Origin of the sequence: Cupriavidus necator (assembly GCF_016127575.1) — a bacterium.
Lineage (GTDB): Bacteria > Pseudomonadota > Gammaproteobacteria > Burkholderiales > Burkholderiaceae > Cupriavidus > Cupriavidus necator_D.
The window spans coordinates 2742941-2759096 of sequence record NZ_CP066018.1; the positions used below are offsets into that span (position 1 = coordinate 2742941).

The 16156-nt window shown below is 68.0% G+C and carries 15 protein-coding genes; 11 read left to right on the forward strand and 4 right to left on the reverse strand.

The window, feature by feature from the left end:
- Positions 1 to 45: 45 nt before the first annotated feature.
- From trpB to I6H87_RS12835, 9 genes are all read left to right on the forward strand, one after another.
- Complete coding sequence (gene trpB / locus I6H87_RS12795) at positions 46 to 1239, forward strand: tryptophan synthase subunit beta (RefSeq protein ID WP_010814634.1); 1194 nt, start codon at positions 46 to 48, stop codon at positions 1237 to 1239.
- A complete protein-coding gene (locus I6H87_RS12800) occupies positions 1239 to 2165 on the forward strand; it encodes a DNA-methyltransferase (protein ID WP_010814635.1) in 927 nt (308 codons plus the stop codon). The genes trpB and I6H87_RS12800 overlap by 1 nt, the downstream gene beginning before the upstream one ends.
- Position 2166: 1 nt before the next feature.
- Positions 2167 to 2964, forward strand: coding sequence for a tryptophan synthase subunit alpha (trpA, locus tag I6H87_RS12805; RefSeq protein WP_011615741.1), 798 nt, complete (start codon positions 2167 to 2169; stop codon positions 2962 to 2964).
- A gap of 180 nt (positions 2965 to 3144) precedes the next feature.
- Positions 3145 to 4017: an acetyl-CoA carboxylase, carboxyltransferase subunit beta gene (accD, locus tag I6H87_RS12810; RefSeq protein ID WP_010814637.1), complete on the forward strand. Its 873-nt coding sequence runs from the start codon at positions 3145 to 3147 to the stop codon at positions 4015 to 4017.
- Between the two features lie 156 nt (positions 4018 to 4173).
- Positions 4174 to 5484 (forward strand): bifunctional tetrahydrofolate synthase/dihydrofolate synthase, encoded by a 1311-nt coding sequence (folC, locus tag I6H87_RS12815; protein ID WP_010814638.1) that lies wholly within the window; start codon positions 4174 to 4176, stop codon positions 5482 to 5484.
- Positions 5485 to 5592: 108 nt separating this feature from the next.
- Complete coding sequence (locus I6H87_RS12820; protein ID WP_041687813.1) at positions 5593 to 6315, forward strand: SPOR domain-containing protein; 723 nt, start codon at positions 5593 to 5595, stop codon at positions 6313 to 6315.
- Between the two features lie 42 nt (positions 6316 to 6357).
- A complete protein-coding gene (locus I6H87_RS12825) occupies positions 6358 to 6855 on the forward strand; it encodes a CvpA family protein (RefSeq protein ID WP_010814640.1) in 498 nt (165 codons plus the stop codon).
- A gap of 104 nt (positions 6856 to 6959) precedes the next feature.
- The gene (purF, locus tag I6H87_RS12830) at positions 6960 to 8489 is read left to right on the forward strand and encodes an amidophosphoribosyltransferase (RefSeq protein WP_010814641.1); all 1530 of its coding nucleotides are present in this window, start codon (positions 6960 to 6962) and stop codon (positions 8487 to 8489) included.
- Positions 8490 to 8829: 340 nt separating this feature from the next.
- Entirely contained in the window at positions 8830 to 10035 is a 1206-nt protein-coding gene (locus tag I6H87_RS12835; protein ID WP_010814642.1) for an O-succinylhomoserine sulfhydrylase, read from the forward strand.
- A gap of 4 nt (positions 10036 to 10039) precedes the next feature.
- Here I6H87_RS12835 and I6H87_RS12840 read toward each other — a convergent pair whose 3' ends face one another.
- On the reverse strand, positions 10040 to 10294 hold the full coding sequence (locus I6H87_RS12840; protein WP_010814643.1) for a hypothetical protein: 255 nt from the start codon (positions 10292 to 10294) through the stop codon (positions 10040 to 10042).
- A gap of 56 nt (positions 10295 to 10350) precedes the next feature.
- Between I6H87_RS12840 and sugE the strand changes: the two genes are divergently transcribed.
- Positions 10351 to 10671: a quaternary ammonium compound efflux SMR transporter SugE gene (gene sugE, locus I6H87_RS12845; protein ID WP_011615737.1), complete on the forward strand. Its 321-nt coding sequence runs from the start codon at positions 10351 to 10353 to the stop codon at positions 10669 to 10671.
- A 19-nt stretch (positions 10672 to 10690) separates the two neighbouring features.
- Here sugE and I6H87_RS12850 read toward each other — a convergent pair whose 3' ends face one another.
- The 3 genes from I6H87_RS12850 to rpsU all read right to left on the reverse strand — a co-directional run bounded on the left by I6H87_RS12850 (position 10691) and on the right by rpsU (position 12895).
- Positions 10691 to 11554 carry an ABC transporter permease gene (locus I6H87_RS12850; protein ID WP_010814645.1) on the reverse strand — a complete coding sequence of 288 codons (864 nt, stop codon included), beginning with the start codon at positions 11552 to 11554 and terminating at the stop codon, positions 10691 to 10693.
- A gap of 14 nt (positions 11555 to 11568) precedes the next feature.
- Complete coding sequence (nodI, locus tag I6H87_RS12855; RefSeq protein WP_026200447.1) at positions 11569 to 12480, reverse strand: nodulation factor ABC transporter ATP-binding protein NodI; 912 nt, start codon at positions 12478 to 12480, stop codon at positions 11569 to 11571.
- Positions 12481 to 12682: 202 nt separating this feature from the next.
- On the reverse strand, positions 12683 to 12895 hold the full coding sequence (gene rpsU, locus I6H87_RS12860; protein ID WP_010814647.1) for a 30S ribosomal protein S21: 213 nt from the start codon (positions 12893 to 12895) through the stop codon (positions 12683 to 12685).
- Between the two features lie 390 nt (positions 12896 to 13285).
- Here rpsU and I6H87_RS12865 point away from each other — a divergent pair, with 390 nt between their 5' ends.
- Positions 13286 to 16135, forward strand: a complete 2850-nt coding sequence (locus I6H87_RS12865; RefSeq protein WP_011615735.1) for a sensor histidine kinase — start codon at positions 13286 to 13288, stop codon at positions 16133 to 16135.
- Positions 16136 to 16156: the final 21 nt, after the last annotated feature.

The window sequence follows — 16156 nt, forward strand, 5'->3', positions numbered from 1 at the left end:
GCCCTTGCCGGATGAGGCAAGGCCGCTGTTCCGAAGAGTCTAGACATGTACGACTTGCCCGATTCCCGTGGCCATTTCGGCCCCTATGGCGGCACCTTCGTGTCCGAAACGCTGGTCCACGCGCTCGATGAGCTGCGCGAGGCCTATGCGCACTACCAGAAGGATCCGGAGTTCGATGCCGAATACCGCCGCGAACTGAAGCACTTTGTCGGCCGCCCGTCGCCGATCTACCACGCGCAGCGCTGGAGCGAGACGCTCGGTGGCGCGCAGATCTACTTCAAGCGCGAAGACCTGAACCACACCGGCGCGCACAAGATCAACAACGTGATCGGCCAGGCGCTGCTGGCCAAGCGCATGGGCAAGCCGCGCGTGATCGCCGAGACCGGGGCAGGGCAGCACGGCGTGGCCACCGCCACCATTGCCGCGCGCTTCGGCATGGAGTGCGTGGTCTACATGGGGGCCGAGGACGTCAAGCGCCAGGCCGCCAACGTCTACCGCATGAAGCTGCTGGGCGCCACCGTGGTGCCGGTGGAAAGCGGCTCGCGCACGCTCAAGGACGCGCTCAATGAAGCCATGCGCGACTGGGTCACCAACGTCGAGAACACCTTCTACATCATCGGCACCGTGGCCGGCCCGCATCCGTACCCGATGATGGTGCGCGACTTCCAGTGCGTGATCGGCGAGGAAGCCAAGGTGCAGATGCCGGAGATGACGGGCCGCCAGCCGGATGCCGTGATCGCCTGCGTCGGCGGCGGCTCCAATGCCATGGGCATCTTCTACCCGTATATCGAGCACCAGGACGTGCAGCTGATCGGTGTGGAAGCCGCCGGCGACGGCCTCGACACCGGCCGCCACGCGGCCTCGCTGACCGGCGGCACGCCGGGCGTGCTGCACGGCAACCGCACCTACCTGCTGCAGGACGCCAACGGCCAGATCATCGAGACCCATTCGGTGTCGGCCGGCCTGGACTACCCGGGCGTGGGCCCCGAGCATGCGTGGCTCAAGGACAGCGGTCGCGCGCAGTACGTGCCGATCACGGATGAAGAAGCGCTCAAGGCCTTCCACGACTGCTGCCGCATCGAGGGCATCATCCCGGCGCTGGAATCGAGCCACGCCATCGCCTATGCCTGCAAGCTGGCGCCGACGCTGCCCAAGGACAAGCTGCTGCTGGTGAACCTGTCCGGCCGCGGCGACAAGGACATGCACACCGTGGCCGAGCGCGCGGGGCTCAAGCTCTGATGCGCGCGCTGCCTCCGACCGGACTTGCCGTGGGCGGCGCGGGCGCGCCGGATGCGTCCGGAGCGCCCGATTCCGCCCAGCTGCGCCTGTTCCAGGAAGACATGTTCGAGGGCATTGCCCGCCTGCCGGACGGCTCGGTCGACCTGATCGTCGCCGATCCGCCCTACGGGCTGGGCAAGGACTACGGCAACGATTCCGACCTGCTGTCGGGCCAGGAGTATCTGGACTGGTCCGAGCGCTGGATGAACGCGGTCGTGCCCAAGCTCGCGCCCAAGGGAACGCTCTACCTGTTCTGCACCTGGCAGTATTCGCCCGAGCTGTTCGTGATGCTCAAGCGGCGCCTGACCATGATCAACGAGATCATCTGGGACCGCCGCGTGCCCAGCATGGGCGGCACCACGCGCAAGTTCTCGTCGGTGCACGACAACATCGGCTTTTTTGCCCGCGCGCGCGACTACTACTTCGATCTCGACCCGGTCCGCATTCCCTACGACCCCGAGACCAAGAAGGCGCGCAGCCGTCCGCGTTTCGAAGGCAAGAAGTGGCTGGAGGTGGGCTACAACCCGAAGGACCTGTGGAGCGTCTCGCGCATCCACCGCCAGGACCCGGAGCGCGCCAACCACCCGACGCAGAAGCCGCTGGAAATCGTCGAGCGCATGGTGCTGTCAAGCTGCCCGCCGGGCGGCCTGGTGCTGGATCCGTTCGCCGGCAGCGGCACCACCGCGGTGGCCTGCCTGCGCCACGGACGGCGCTTTGCCGGCTTCGAGATCAACCCGGAGTATGTGCAGGTGGCATGCGATCGCGTGTCTGCCGCCGCTGCAGCCCTTGCCGTCACGAATGCAGCCGCCGAGCCTGCCGCCACCCCAACCCTGGCCGCCGCCAACGACGATGTCTCGCCGGCGCCGCGGCCTCACCTGATTCCCTGATATGTCCCGTATCCAGAAGACGTTCGCGGCGCTGGCCGCGCAGCAGAAGAAGGGCCTGATTCCGTTTATCACCGCCGGCGATCCCGAGCCCGGCCTGACCGTGGCGCTGATACATGCGCTGGTGGCGGGCGGCGCTGACGTGATCGAGCTGGGCGTGCCGTTCTCCGACCCGATGGCCGACGGCCCGGTGATCCAGCGCGCCTCCGAGCGCGCGCTGGCGCAGGGCGTGTCGCTGACCCAGGTGCTGCAGTGGGTGCGCGAGTTCCGCCAGACCAATGCCGATACCCCGGTGGTGCTGATGGGCTACGCCAATCCGATCGAGTGCATGGGCGAGCAGGTCTTTGCCGCCGCCGCGCGCGAAGCCGGCGTCGACGGCGTGCTGGTGGTCGACTATCCGCCCGAGGAGTGCGAGTCGTTCGCCACGCTGATGCGCGACAACGGCATGGACCCGATCTTCCTGCTGGCGCCGACTTCGACCGATGCCCGCATCGAGGCCGTGGCGCGCGTGGCCAGCGGCTACCTGTACTACGTGTCGCTCAAGGGCGTGACCGGCTCGGCCGCGATCGACCTGGACAGCGTGGCGGCGCGCCTGCCGCTGATCAAGCAGCATGCAAACCTGCCGGTGGGCGTGGGCTTCGGCATCCGCGACGCGCCGACCGCGCGCGCGATCGGCAGCGTGGCCGATGCCGTGGTGATCGGCAGCCGCCTGGTGCAGCTGCTGGAGGACACCCCGCGCGAACAGGCGGTGGCGACGCTGCAGGCGTTTATCGCCGAGATCCGCCAGGCGCTGGATAGTTGAAGTGATCTAATGTCGGCCTGATGATCATTTTTAAGTGCTTCAATGTGCGCAAATCGCGCGTTGCGCTTCGAGGTCACCGGGCCGGCATGGTAAATTCGCGGGTTGATTCCCTGCCATCTGCCAACAGGCGTCCCGACACCGGGCTTGCCGGCGGACCGCAGTCATCCGAAAGGAGCTTTCATGAGCTGGTTGGATAAACTCCTGCCCCCCAAGATTCAACAGACCGACCCCAGCACCCGCAAGGGCATCCCTGAGGGATTGTGGGTCAAGTGCCCGTCGTGCGAGTCCACCCTGTACCGGACCGACGTCGAGGCCAACCTGCACGTCTGCCCCAAGTGCGACCACCATATGCGCATCAGCGCGCGGGCACGCCTGGACGGGCTGCTGGACGCCGAAGGCCGCTATGAGATCGGCCAGGAGATCGTGCCGGTCGACGCCCTCAAGTTCAAGGATTCCAAGAAGTACCCGGACCGCATCAAGGCCGCCATGGATGACACCGGCGAGACCGATGCCATGGTGGTGATGGGCGGTGCCATCCACACCATCCCGGTGGTGGTCAGCTGCTTCGAGTTCGAGTTCATGGGCGGTTCGATGGGCTCGGTGGTGGGTGAGCGCTTCGTGCGCGGCGCGCAGGCTGCGCTGGAGCAGAAGGTGCCGTTCATCTGCTTTACCGCCACCGGCGGCGCGCGCATGCAGGAAAGCCTGCTGTCGCTGCTGCAGATGGCCAAGACCACCTCGATGCTGAACCAGCTGAGCGCGGCCAAGCTGCCGTTCATCAGCGTGCTGACCGACCCGACCATGGGCGGCGTGTCGGCCAGCTTCGCCTTCCTGGGCGACGTGGTGATCGCCGAGCCCAAGGCGCTGATCGGCTTTGCCGGCCCGCGCGTGATCGAGCAGACCGTGCGCGAGAAGCTGCCTGAAGGCTTCCAGCGCTCGGAGTTCCTGATCCAGAAGGGCGCTATCGACATGATCGTCGACCGCCGCAAGATGCGCGCGGAACTGGCGCAGCTGCTGGCGCTGCTGCAGAAGCAGCCGGCCGACGCGGTGGCATAACAACGTCTGCATGGCAGATCAAGGGCGCGGGTGGTTGACGCGCCTTTCGCTTTTCCTGGCCGCCCCGGTGGCTATGTCGGGCCGGGTGCAAGCCCGGCCTTGACTTTGCCGCTGGCTGGCCAAATCTGGTAGCAACAGCTTTTCCTCGCACCCCACATGCCTGTCTTCCATACGCTCCCCGAATGGCTTGCCCATCTCGAAACCGCCCATCCCGTGGGCATCGACATGGGCCTGGCGCGCATCACGCGCGTGAAGGAGGCCCTCGGGCTGCGCATCGACGCCGTGGTGTTCACGGTGGGCGGCACCAACGGCAAGGGCTCTACCTGCGCGATGCTCGAGCGCATCCTGCTGGAGGCCGGCTACAAGGTGGGCTGCCATACCTCGCCGCACCTGATCTCGTTCAACGAGCGCGCCCGCATCAATGGCGAGATCGCCACCGATGCGCAGCTGCTGCCGCATTTCGAGGCGGTCGAGCGCGCGCGCAACAGCTTTGCCGACCCGGTCAGCCTGACCTACTTCGAGTTCACCACGCTGGCGATCATTCATGCCTTCGCCGCGGCCGGGCTGGACGCGATCATCCTGGAAGTGGGCCTGGGCGGGCGCCTGGACGCGGTCAACGTGATCGATACCGACTGCGCCATCGTCACCAGCGTCGATATCGACCATACCCAGTACCTGGGCCATACGCGCGAGGAGATCGGCTTCGAGAAGGCCGGCATCTTCCGCCCGGGCGTGCCCGCGATCTGCGGCGACCCGATGCCGCCCAAGTCGCTGGTGGCGCACGCCGAGGCCGTCGGCGCCGAGTTGTGGCTGGTGGGGCGCGACTACCATTTCCACGCCGCCAAGGGCCAGGAGCGCCAGCAATGGGACTGGAGCGGCGGCGGGCGCAAGCTTAACGGCCTGGGCTACCCGGCGCTGCGCGGCGCCAACCAGCTGCTCAACGCGGCGGCGGCGCTGGCCGCGCTGCAGGCCATGCGCCCGCGCCTGCCGGTCAGCGCACAGGAAGTGCGCAACGGCCTGGCTTTTGTCGAGCTGCCGGGCCGCTTCCAGGTGCTGCCAGGCCGCCCGGCCGTGATCCTGGACGTGGCGCACAATCCGCATGCGGCGGCCACGCTGGGGCAGAACCTGGAGAACATGGGGTTCTTCCGCTACACCTACGCGGTGTTCGGCGCGATGCAGGACAAGGACATCGCCGGGGTGCTGCAGCACGTGGCCGATAAGGTCGACCACTGGTGCCTGTGCGACCTGCCGACCGAGCGCGCCGCCAGGGCCGCGGACCTGCTCGCCAAGCTGGAGGCGGGCGGATTCCGCCCCGGCCCGGACGCCACCGCGGCCTGCTTCTCCAGCCCCGAGGCGGCATTCCGCGATGCCATCGAGCGAGCCACCGAGAATGATAGAATTCTGGTCTTCGGATCGTTCTATACCGTCGCCGGCGTGATGGCGTATCGTGCCACGCAGGCTAACTGAAGCAGGCGCCCCGGCGCCCGCTGACCTGGCAACCCCGGCGGCCTTGGCCGATCAATGAGCGGCAAACGCAACGAGCGGCCCCACAAGGCCGTATCACCGAACCAATCTATGGGCCTGCTTTCGCTGTTTTCTTCCCGCAAGGGCAACGACCCGGCACCCGAGCGTGCGCGGCGCCAGCGCACCGACACGGGTGCAGGCATCGCCTCGTCGCGCCGTCTGGCCGATGACTATGCCGACGATACGCTCGACCCCGAATTCCCGCAGAAGCAGCGCGCGCGCCGCCGCCTGATCGGCGCCGTGGTGCTGATGGTGGCCGCCGTGATCGTGCTGCCGATCGTGTTCGAGACCAAGCCGCGGCCGGTGTCCGATGACGTCTCGGTAAAGGTCGCAAACGGGGTCACGGGCGCGCAGGGGGCGCAGAAGCCCCGCGTCGAGCCGCGCAAGGCCGACCCGCTGCCGCCCACGCCGGCGGCGCGCAATGATGCCGAGGCGCTCGACGCCGGCGAGGAAATCGTCAGCGCGCCCAAGCCCGCGGCCGCCGCAGCCGCTGCGGACAAGCCGGCGCAACGGGCTGAAGCCAAGCCCGAAGCCAAGCCGGGCAGCGGCAAGTACCTGATCCTGATCGGCGCCTTCTCTTCCGAAGAGCGCGCCAAGGGCTGGCTGGCCAAGCTCAAGGCGAGCAAGGTCCCGGCCTATGTCGAAAAGAAAATGCTGGCCGATGGCGAGCGCATCCTGCTGCGTGCCGGCCCCTTCAGCGACCGTGACGCCGCCGACGCCGCCGACAAGCGTGTGCGCGCGGTGGGGCTGACCTCGAAGGTCGTGGAACAGTAAGGGGCAAGCACGGCCGGCGCCTGTGCCCGGCCGCAAGCAATGATGCAGCCGACTTTCTTCGACTATGCCGTGGTCTTCATCCTGCTGGCCTCGGGCGTGCTCGGCGTGCTGCGCGGCCTGGTGCGCGAGGTGCTCTCGCTGATCGGCTGGGTGGTGGCGTTCTGGGTGGCGTTCCGCTATGGCGCGGTGGCCGCGGGCTGGATGCCTGAATCGATGCCTGGCGGCGAGCTGGCGCGCCATGCGCTGGGTTTCGTGGTGCTGCTGATCGGCACCGTGCTGGGCGCCTCGCTGGCCGGCATGGTGGTCGGGCAGCTGCTGGAGAGCACCGGGCTCAAGCCCGCCGACCGCGGGCTGGGACTGATGTTCGGCCTGCTGCGCGGCGTGCTGCTGGTGATGGTGATGGTCACGCTGGCCAGCCTGACCAAATTGCCGGAAGAACCGTTCTGGCGCGACGCGGTAAGCCGCCCTTATGTGATGCAGGCCATGGAATCGGTGAAGCCATGGCTGCCGCCGGAGCTGGCGAAGTACGTCAAGACATGAAGCCGGGCATGGTGCCCGGTCGGTAGTACGCAGGCCTTTGGGTCCGGGGGATTTCCGGACCAGGCTGCGCCCCCTGATTCAAAGCCTTTCCTGGGAGCTTGGCAATGTGCGGTATCGTCGGCGTGGTTTCAGCCACGCCTGTCAACCAATTGATTTACGACAGCCTGCTGTTGTTGCAACATCGCGGACAGGATGCTGCCGGCATCGCCACCGCCAACGGCAGTACTTTCCACATGCACAAGGCCAACGGCCTGGTGCGCGATGTCTTCCGCACCCGCAATATGCGCAGCCTGCCCGGCGCCGCCGGTATCGGCCAGGTGCGCTATCCGACCGCTGGCTCGGCATCCAGCGAGGAAGAAGCGCAGCCGTTCTACGTGAACGCGCCCTATGGCGTGATCCTGGCGCATAACGGCAACCTGACCAACTGGGAGCAGCTGCGCGAGGAGATGTTCCGCCGCGACCGCCGCCACATCAACACGCATTCGGACACCGAAGTGCTGCTGAACGTGCTGGCCGACGAGCTGCAGCGCGCCAGCAACGGCATGGCGCTGGACCCGGACACCATCTTCACGGCGGTCAGCGGCCTGCACCGCCGCGTACGCGGCTCGTATGCCATTGCCGCGCAGATCGCCGGCTACGGCATGCTGGCGGTGCGCGACCCGTTCGGCATCCGCCCGCTGTGCCTGGGCAGCGTCGAGACCCCCACCGGCAAGGAGTGGATGGTGGCATCCGAGTCCGTGGCGCTGGAAGGCATCGGCTACAAGCTCGAGCGCGACGTGGCGCCGGGCGAGGCCATCTTCATCGACCTGGATGGCAAGCTCTACAGCAAGCAGTGCGCCGAGAACGCGGTGCTGACGCCGTGCATTTTCGAGTACGTCTACCTGGCCCGCCCGGATTCGTGCATCGACGGCGTGCCGGTCTATGACGCGCGCCTGCGCATGGGCGACTACCTGGCCGAGAAGATCCGCCAGGAAGTGTCAGCCGGCGATGTCGACGTGGTCATGCCGATTCCCGATTCCAGCCGTCCGGCCGCGATGCAGGTGGCCAACCGCCTGGGCGTGAACTACCGCGAAGGCTTCTTCAAGAACCGCTACGTCGGCCGCACCTTCATCATGCCCGGCCAGGCGGTGCGCAAGAAGTCGGTGCGCCAGAAGCTCAATGCCATGGGCGTGGAGTTCAAGGGCAAGAACGTGCTGATCGTCGATGACTCGATCGTGCGCGGCACCACCTCGTTCGAGATCGTGCAGATGGCGCGCGATGCCGGCGCCAACAAGGTGATCTTCGCCTCGGCCGCGCCGCCGGTGAAGTACCCCAACGTGTATGGCATCGACATGCCGACCCGCAGCGAGCTGGTGGCCCATAACCGCACCCACGAAGAGATTGCGAAGATCATCGGCGCGGACAAGCTGGTGTACCAGGACGTGGAAGCGATGAAGCAGGCCGTGCGCGACATCAACCCGGCGCTGAAGGACTTCGATGCTTCGTGCTTCGATGGCCGCTACATCACCGGCGATATCGACGAGGCCTACCTGAACCGCCTGGAAACGGCGCGCAGCCAGGCCGACCGCGACGGCACCAATGGCGACACCGAGCGCTCGCAACTGCACCTGCAGCGCTCCGGCGGCAACGAGTAAGCCGTGCCGCCGCTGTCCGCGCGTTGACGAATGCGGAGCCCGGCCGTAACATGGCCGGGCGTCGATTTGATAGTCAGCTTGCGGACGCGGGTCCAGCCCGAAACAGCTAAAGAGATGGCGGTCAGCAACGATTCCCGATGCGCAGTGCCTTCGCGGCGCAGCGATTTCCGGAAGCCGGCCGCCACAGCCTGAAGCCGAAGGCCATTCGCAGAACAGCAAGCCCGTCGATCCGACCACCCGATCGCACGGGCTTTTTTCATGGCCGCGCGCCGGTCCACCTGGCCGGCGCCGGCTCGTCGAAACCATCGCATTCGCGCGGGTACGACCGCGCTCCACCAGCATGAACGAACCGCTCAACCCCGAATCGCTCGGCATCGACACCCTCGGCGTGCGCGCCGGCACGCTGCGCAGCGAATTCATGGAGCACTCCGAAGCCATTTACCTGACCTCGAGCTTCTGCTTCAACAGCGCCGCCGAGGCCGCCGAACGCTTCGCCAACTCGGAAGAGGGCTTCACCTACTCGCGCTTCACCAACCCGACCGTGTCGATGTTCCAGTCGCGCCTGGCCGCGCTGGAAGGCGCGCAGGCCTGCATGGCGACCGCCTCGGGCATGAGCGCGATCCTGTCGGTGGTGCTGTCGTCGATGCAGGCGGGCGACCACCTGGTCAGCTCGCGCGCGATCTTCGGCTCGACCATGACGCTGTTCGGCAATATCTTCTCGAAGTTCGGCGTCGAGACCACCTTCGTCGACCCGAGCGACCTGAACGCATGGCGCGCCGCGGTGCGCCCGAACACCAAGCTGCTCTTCCTGGAAACGCCGTCGAACCCGCTGACCGAAGTGGCCGATATCGCCGCCGTGGCCGACATCGCCCACGACGCCGGCGCGCTGCTGGTGGTCGACAACTGCTTCTGTTCGCCGGCGCTGCAGCAGCCGATGAAGTTCGGCGCCGACATCGTGGTGCATTCGGCCACCAAGCATATCGACGGCCAGGGCCGCGTGCTGGGCGGCGCGGTGCTGGGCTCGCACGACTTCATCATGGGCAAGGTGTTCCCGTTCGTTCGCACCGCGGGCCCGACGCTGTCGGCGTTCAACGCCTGGGTGCTGCTCAAGGGCATGGAGACGCTGGCGATCCGCATGGAACGCCATTCGGCCAGCGCGCTGGCGCTGGCGCAGTTCCTGGAATCGCATCCGGCGGTGGCGCGCGTGTTCCACCCGGCGCTGAAGTCGCACCCGCAGCACGAGATCGCCATGCGCCAGCAAAGCGGCGGCGGCGCGATCGTGTCGTTCGAGCTGAAGGGCGCCACGCCCGAGCAGCAGCGGGCCAATGCCTGGCGCGTGATCGACAACACCCGGCTGTGCTCGATCACCGGCAACCTGGGCGACACCCGCACCACCATCACGCACCCGTACACCACCACGCACGCGCGCGTGAGCCCCGAGGCCAAGGCGGCCGCGGGCGTCGGCGAAGGGCTGATCCGGCTGGCGGTGGGGCTGGAGTCGGTCGATGACCTGAAGGCCGACCTGCTGCGCGGCCTGGGCGACTGAGGGCTTACTGCGCCGGCTGTGGCGGCTGTGCAGGTTGTGGCGACGGGGGCGGCGCGGGTTCGTCGCTGCCGGCCACGGCCTTCACGCCTGCGGCCGTGACGTCGTAGGTGGTGCTGACCGCGGTTGTCGCCACGCTGACGGCGGCCGATCCGACGGTAGCCACCGTCGACACCGCGGCACTACCCACGGCCATCACCATGCACCCGGCCAGTGACGCCGTGGCGCATGCGGCCGCCAGCGCCAGGACGGTGCGCTGCAAGGTGGCGGAATCTCCGCTATCGTTGCGCACGTTGCGACGCAATCCGAGAAATCGATATGGCATGGACACTGCTGGCCCTGGCAGGGCTGTTCGAGGTGGTGTGGGCGATCGGGCTGAAGTACACCGAAGGTTTTACGCGGCTGGTGCCCAGCGTCATCACGCTGATCGGCATGGCCATCAGCGTGCTGCTGCTGGCGCTGGCGCTGCGGCATATCCCGGTCGGGACCGGCTATGCTGTCTGGACCGGGATTGGCGCGGTCGGCACCGCGATCCTCGGCATCATACTCTTCAATGAGCCCGCCACTGCGGCGCGGCTGGCCTGCATCGGCCTGATCGTGTGCGGGATTGCCGGGCTCAAGCTCGTGGGCAGCGCCTGAGGCCCGGCATGCGGCAGTCTTAGCGCAGCAGCCGGCGGCGCAGCAGCATCAGGCACACTACCAGCGCCACCATTGCATAGGCGCCCAGTACCGCCAGGTGCAGGCCGACATCCTCCGACGGACGGCCCAGCATCAGCGGCCGGATCAGCGCCACCGCATGCGCCAGCGGCAGTACCTTGGTGGCTGCCTGCACGCCCTCGGGCAACTGTTCCAGCGGGAAGAACACGCCCGACAGCAGCAGCATCGGCGTCATCACCAGGGTCTGGTAGAACATGAAGAAGTCGTAGCTGGGCGCCAGCGCGGTGACAGTCATCGCCAGCGCGGCAAAGGCAATGCCGGCCAGCACGATCACCGGCAGCGCCAGCAGCGCGCCGGGCATCTGCGCATAGCCGAGCGCACCCGCCACCAGCATGATGGCCAGCCCGGACAGTACCGCCTTGCTGGCCGCCCAGGCGATCTCGCCCAGCACCACGTCGCCCAGCGTCAGCGGGGCATGCATGATCGCCTCCCAGGTGCGCTGCACGTGCATGCGCGAGAACGCCGAATACATCGACTCGAAGCTGGCCGACATCATCACGCTGGACGCGGTGGTGCCGGCGGCCAGGAAGGCGATATACGACACCCCGTTGACCTGGCCCACCATCAGCCCCAGCCCGAGGCCGAGGCCGAACAGGTAAATCATCGGGTCGGCGAGGTTGCCGATCATCGACGGGATGGCCAGCTTCTTCCACACCATGTAGTTGCGGTACCAGACCATCATCCAGTTGCGCAGGTTGCGCGGCAGCAGCGGCTGCGGATAGCGCTGGCGCGGCGTCGCGGCGGCGTGGCCGCCAGCGGCCGCGGGGGCAGTGGTGGTATCCGCGCGGGGATCCTGTTCGCTCATGTCAGTCCCTCGGTTCAGTCCCGCATCTCGCGGCCGGTCAGCTTGAGGAACACGTCCTCCAGGTTGGCCGGGCGGTGCAGGTAGCGCACGCCGTTCCTGCCGTGCAGCGCCGCCAGCAGCGGGGCGGGCTCGCGCACATAGCAGAACAGCGTCTCGCCGCTCATTTCAGTACGTTGCGCCAGCGGCGTCAGGCTGCCGCGCAGCGTGTCCAGTTCATCGCCATAGACCTCGACCACGTCGCAGCCGATCTGGCTGTCGATCAGCTCGTGCGGCTTGCCTTCGGCAATCTTGCGGCCGCCGTCGATCACGCACAGGTAGTTGCACAGCCGTTCGGCCTCTTCCATGAAGTGCGTGGTCAGCAGGATGGTCTTGCCGCTGGCCATCAGCGACTTCAGGCGCTCCCAGATCAGGTGGCGCGCCTGCGGGTCCAGGCCGGTGGTGGGCTCGTCCATCACCAGCAGGTCAGGGTCGTTGATCAGCGCGCGTGCCACCGTCAGGCGCCGGCGCATGCCGCCGGAGAGGTCGCGCACCTGCGCATCGGCGCGGTTTTCCAGCCGGGCGAATTCCAGCAGCATCGGCACGCGCCGCTCGATCTCGGCCGACGACAGTCCGAAGTAGCGCCCGAAGATGCGCAGGTTCTCGATCACCGAGAAATCCGGGTCGAGGTTGTCGAACTGCGGCACCACGCCCACGCGCATGCGCGCCTGCGGCGCGCGCTCGGGGATGGGCTCGCCGCACAGCGTGAGCGTGCCGGCCATGGGCGTGGTCAGGCCCAGCAGCAGGCGCAGCGTGGTGGTCTTGCCGGCGCCGTTGGGCCCCAGCAGGCCGAAGCACTGGCCGCGAAATACCTGGAGATCGAGGTCGTCGACCACGACCGTGTCGCCGTATTGCTTGCGCACCTTGCGCAACTCTAGGATGGCAGTCAAGGCAGGGTCCGGTGTGGCGCCGCACGGGCGCAATATCCGCCATTATGCCGGTCATCGGCGCAATGCTCAGGTGGCGCAGTGCAGCAAAAGCCGCGGCGGCAAGGCGCAGCGGGGGCCGGCCTGGGCGCGAGGCATAAAAAAACCGCCAGCGAACTGGCGGTTTTTTTATGCCCGGCGGTGCCAGGCGGCGAAGCGTACCGGATCAGTACATCTTCTTCGGCAGCATCTGCATGCGCAGGCGCTTGCGCAGACGCGCTTCGGCGGCCTTCTTCTTGCGCTTGCGCTCGGTCGTCGGCTTCTCGTAAGCGGTGCGGCTCTTGAGTTCAACGATCAGGCCAGTCTGCAGAATGGCGCGACGGAAGCGCCGCATTGCAACTTCAACGGGCTCACCGGGTTTCAAGACGATCTTAGTCAATTCAGTCCTTTAGGGGATTGCCGCAAGGAGCGGCTGGTTCACACGGGGGGAAACTGCGGTCGCCGGAGCGACTGGTATTGCACGCCGGGCTAATGCCCTGGTGCGCCCCCGCGAACCTGAAAGATGTGGACGTTTCAGTCCGTGCAACCAGTGTCAGGGGTGATAGCGCCAGGTCCTATACAACTGGAGCCTGACAGTACCGGTTTCCATGAATGCTATACGCCCGTAACTATGGCATGTATACGACTGCACTGTCAAGAATGTAGTGCAATGCGCGCGCGGGCGTAGCGATCGGAAATCGCCGCTAGTCTACCTTGGCGCACTTTACGCCGGCGCCTGCGTGGCACAATCTGGCTGCGCTCCCGCCGCTGCGAGGCAAGCGCGACCACCATGCCTGAGCCGCGCCAACCCGACGATCCCCGCCCCGACCCCGACCACCTGCTGCAGCGCATGCAGGCCGCCGGCGAACGCGCCGCGCGCGGGTGCCTGCGCATCTATTTCGGCGCTTCGGCCGGCGTCGGCAAGACCTTCGCCATGCTGGCCGCGGCGCGCGCGCAGCGCGAGCAGGGCGGCGACGTGGTGGTGGGCGTGGTCGAAACCCATGGCCGCGCCGAAACCGAGGCGCTGGCCGAAGGCATCGAGCGCGTGCCATTGCGCCGCGTCGACTACCGCGGCCGCACGCTGCAGGAATTCGATCTCGATGCGGCCCTGGCACGCCGGCCTGCGCTGATCCTGGTGGATGAGCTGGCGCACAGCAACGCGCCCGGCAGCCGCCACCCCAAGCGCTGGCAGGACATCGCCGAACTGCTGTCGGCCGGCATCGATGTCTGGACCACGGTCAACGTCCAGCACCTGGACAGCCTGAACCAGGCGGTGGCCGGCATCACCGGCATCCGCGTGCGCGAGACCGTGCCCGACACGGTCTTCGACGATGCCGGCGAGGTGGTGCTGGTCGACCTGCCCGCCGACGAGCTGCTGCGCCGCCTGCGCGAAGGGCGCGTGTACGTGCCCGAGCAGGCCCGCCATGCCGTGCAGCATTTCTTCCGCAAGGGCAACCTGATTGCGCTGCGCGAGCTGGCGCTGCGCCGCACTGCCGACCGCGTCGACGACGACGTGCGCGCCTACCGGCAGGAAGCCTCGATCGAACCGGTCTGGCGCACGCGTGAAGCGGTGCTGGCCTGTGTCGGCCACGGCAGCGATGCTGCGCAGGTGGTGCGCAGCGCGCGCCGGCTGGCCGGGCAGCTCGATTGCGACTGCCATGTGGTGACGGTGTCGGTGCCGCGCCTGGCACCCGTGCCCGACGCCCAGCGCGAGCAGCTCGACCAGGCCATGCGGTTGGCCGAGGCGCTGGGCGCGCGTACCGAAACGCTGGCCGGCAGCGACATGGTGGCGGCGGTGGCCGGCTATGTGCGGCGGCACAATCTGACCAAGGTCTTGATCGGCCGCACGCCGGCGCGCTGGGCCGATGGCGGGGCTTCATTGTCCGGCCGCATGCACGCGCTGCTGGCGCGCGCGCTGGCGCCATGGCTGGGCGCGCGCGCGTGGCTGTTCGGGCGCACCAGTTTTGCCGATGCGCTGGCTGCGGCGTGTCCCGAGATCGACGTGATCCGCGTGGCGGACGACAGCGTCCGACAGGAGACCCCCGCTGATGCGCCCGTGCTGCCCGGCACCGAGCCGCCGCAGGCAGACGCCCGGCCTGCGCAGTGGCCGGGCCTGCTGTGGGCGGTGGCCTGGTGCGCCGGCGCCACCGCGCTGTCGGCGCTGGCGCGGCCATGGTTCGACCTGGTCAATATCGCCATGCTGTTCCTGCTGGCGGTGGCCGGCGTGGCGCTGCGCCACGGACGTACCGCGGGGGCGTTCGCCGCGCTGGTGGCGGTGGGGGCGTTTGATTTCTTCTTCGTGCCGCCGCAGCTGTCGTTTGCGGTCACCGACGTGCAATACCTGGTGACCTTCCTGGTGATGCTGGCAGTCGGGCTGGTGATTGGACAGCTGACGGCCGGACTGCGCGAGCAGGCCCAGGTATCGGTGCAGCGCGAGACCGATGCGCGCACGCTGTACGAGCTGGCGCGCGAGCTGTCGGCGGCGCTGACCGACGCGCAGATCGTCGGTATCGGCAGCCGCTTCCTGCGCGCGGCGTTCGATGCGCGTGCCGCGTTTTTCCTGGTCGGCGCGGACGGCCGGCTGCTGCCCGCGGCCACGGCTCCCGAGGCCGGCGGCGCGGCACAGAGCGATGCCGTCGACCACGTGCTGGCGCAATGGGTCTTCAACCACGGCCAGCCGGCCGGCACCGGCACCGACACGCTGCCTTCCGGCACGGTGCTGTACCTGCCGCTGAAGGCGCCGATGCAGGTGCGCGGCGTGCTGGCAGTGGAGCCGCGCACCTGGCGCGCATTTGCTCAGCCCGCGCTGCGGCGCCAGGTCGATGTCTTTGCCACGCTGATCGCGATTGCGATCGAGCGGCTGCACTATGTCGAGGTGGCGCAGCAGGCGCTGCTGGCGATGGAGTCCGAGCGCCTGCGCAGCTCGCTGCTGGCGGCGGTGTCTCACGACCTGCGCACGCCGCTGACCAGCCTGATCGGCATGGCCGAGACCCTGCAGCGCGGCACGACGCCGCTGGCGCCGGAGGTGGCCGAGACCGTCGGCGCCATGCGCGACCAGGCGCGCCGCATGCACGCGATGGTGGCCAACCTGCTCGACATGGCGCGGCTGCAAAGCCGCAGTGTGGCGCTGCGCAAGGAATGGCAGTCGTTCGAAGAACTGGCCGGCGCGGCGCTGGCGTCGCTGCGCGATGCGCTGGCGCGGCACCGCGTGGTGGTGGCCGACCTGTCGGCACTGCCGCTGGTGGAATGCGATGGCGTGCTGATGGAGCGCGTGCTGTGCAACCTGCTGGAGAATGCGGCCAAGTACACCGCGCCGGGTACCGAGATCCGCGTGCGCGGCGAGCTCTCCGACGACGCCGTGCACCTCGTCGTCGAGGACGACGGCCCCGGCGTGCCGGCGGCGATGGCGCGGCAGGTGTTCGAGAAATTCACCCGCGGCGAGCGCGAGTCCGCCACCACCGGGGTGGGCCTGGGGCTGGCCGTGTGCGAGGCCATCGTGCAGGCGCACGGCGGCAGCATCCGCGTCGAGCCGGTGCATGCTCGGGCGCAGGGCGAAGGCACCGGCGCGCGCTTCGTGGTCACGCTGCCGCGCGGCAACCCTCCAGTGCTGGAACTGGAAGCGGCCGGCTTGCCGGCCTGAACCCGACAACCTTTCAAGGAT

Bases quoted from the DNA above. Each gene is read 5' to 3' on its own strand.
- trpB (WP_010814634.1), top strand. From the start codon at position 46: ATGTACGACTTGCCCGATTCCCGTGGCCATTTCGGCCCCTATGGCGGC.
- I6H87_RS12800 (WP_010814635.1), top strand. From the start codon at position 1,239: ATGCGCGCGCTGCCTCCGACCGGACTTGCCGTGGGCGGCGCGGGCGCG.
- trpA (WP_011615741.1), top strand. From the start codon at position 2,167: ATGTCCCGTATCCAGAAGACGTTCGCGGCGCTGGCCGCGCAGCAGAAG.
- accD (WP_010814637.1), top strand. From the start codon at position 3,145: ATGAGCTGGTTGGATAAACTCCTGCCCCCCAAGATTCAACAGACCGAC.
- folC (WP_010814638.1), top strand. From the start codon at position 4,174: ATGCCTGTCTTCCATACGCTCCCCGAATGGCTTGCCCATCTCGAAACC.
- I6H87_RS12820 (WP_041687813.1), top strand. From the start codon at position 5,593: ATGGGCCTGCTTTCGCTGTTTTCTTCCCGCAAGGGCAACGACCCGGCA.
- I6H87_RS12825 (WP_010814640.1), top strand. From the start codon at position 6,358: ATGCAGCCGACTTTCTTCGACTATGCCGTGGTCTTCATCCTGCTGGCC.
- purF (WP_010814641.1), top strand. From the start codon at position 6,960: ATGTGCGGTATCGTCGGCGTGGTTTCAGCCACGCCTGTCAACCAATTG.
- I6H87_RS12835 (WP_010814642.1), top strand. From the start codon at position 8,830: ATGAACGAACCGCTCAACCCCGAATCGCTCGGCATCGACACCCTCGGC.
- sugE (WP_011615737.1), top strand. From the start codon at position 10,351: ATGGCATGGACACTGCTGGCCCTGGCAGGGCTGTTCGAGGTGGTGTGG.
- I6H87_RS12850 (WP_010814645.1), bottom strand. From the start codon at position 11,554: ATGAGCGAACAGGATCCCCGCGCGGATACCACCACTGCCCCCGCGGCC.
- I6H87_RS12865 (WP_011615735.1), top strand. From the start codon at position 13,286: ATGCCTGAGCCGCGCCAACCCGACGATCCCCGCCCCGACCCCGACCAC.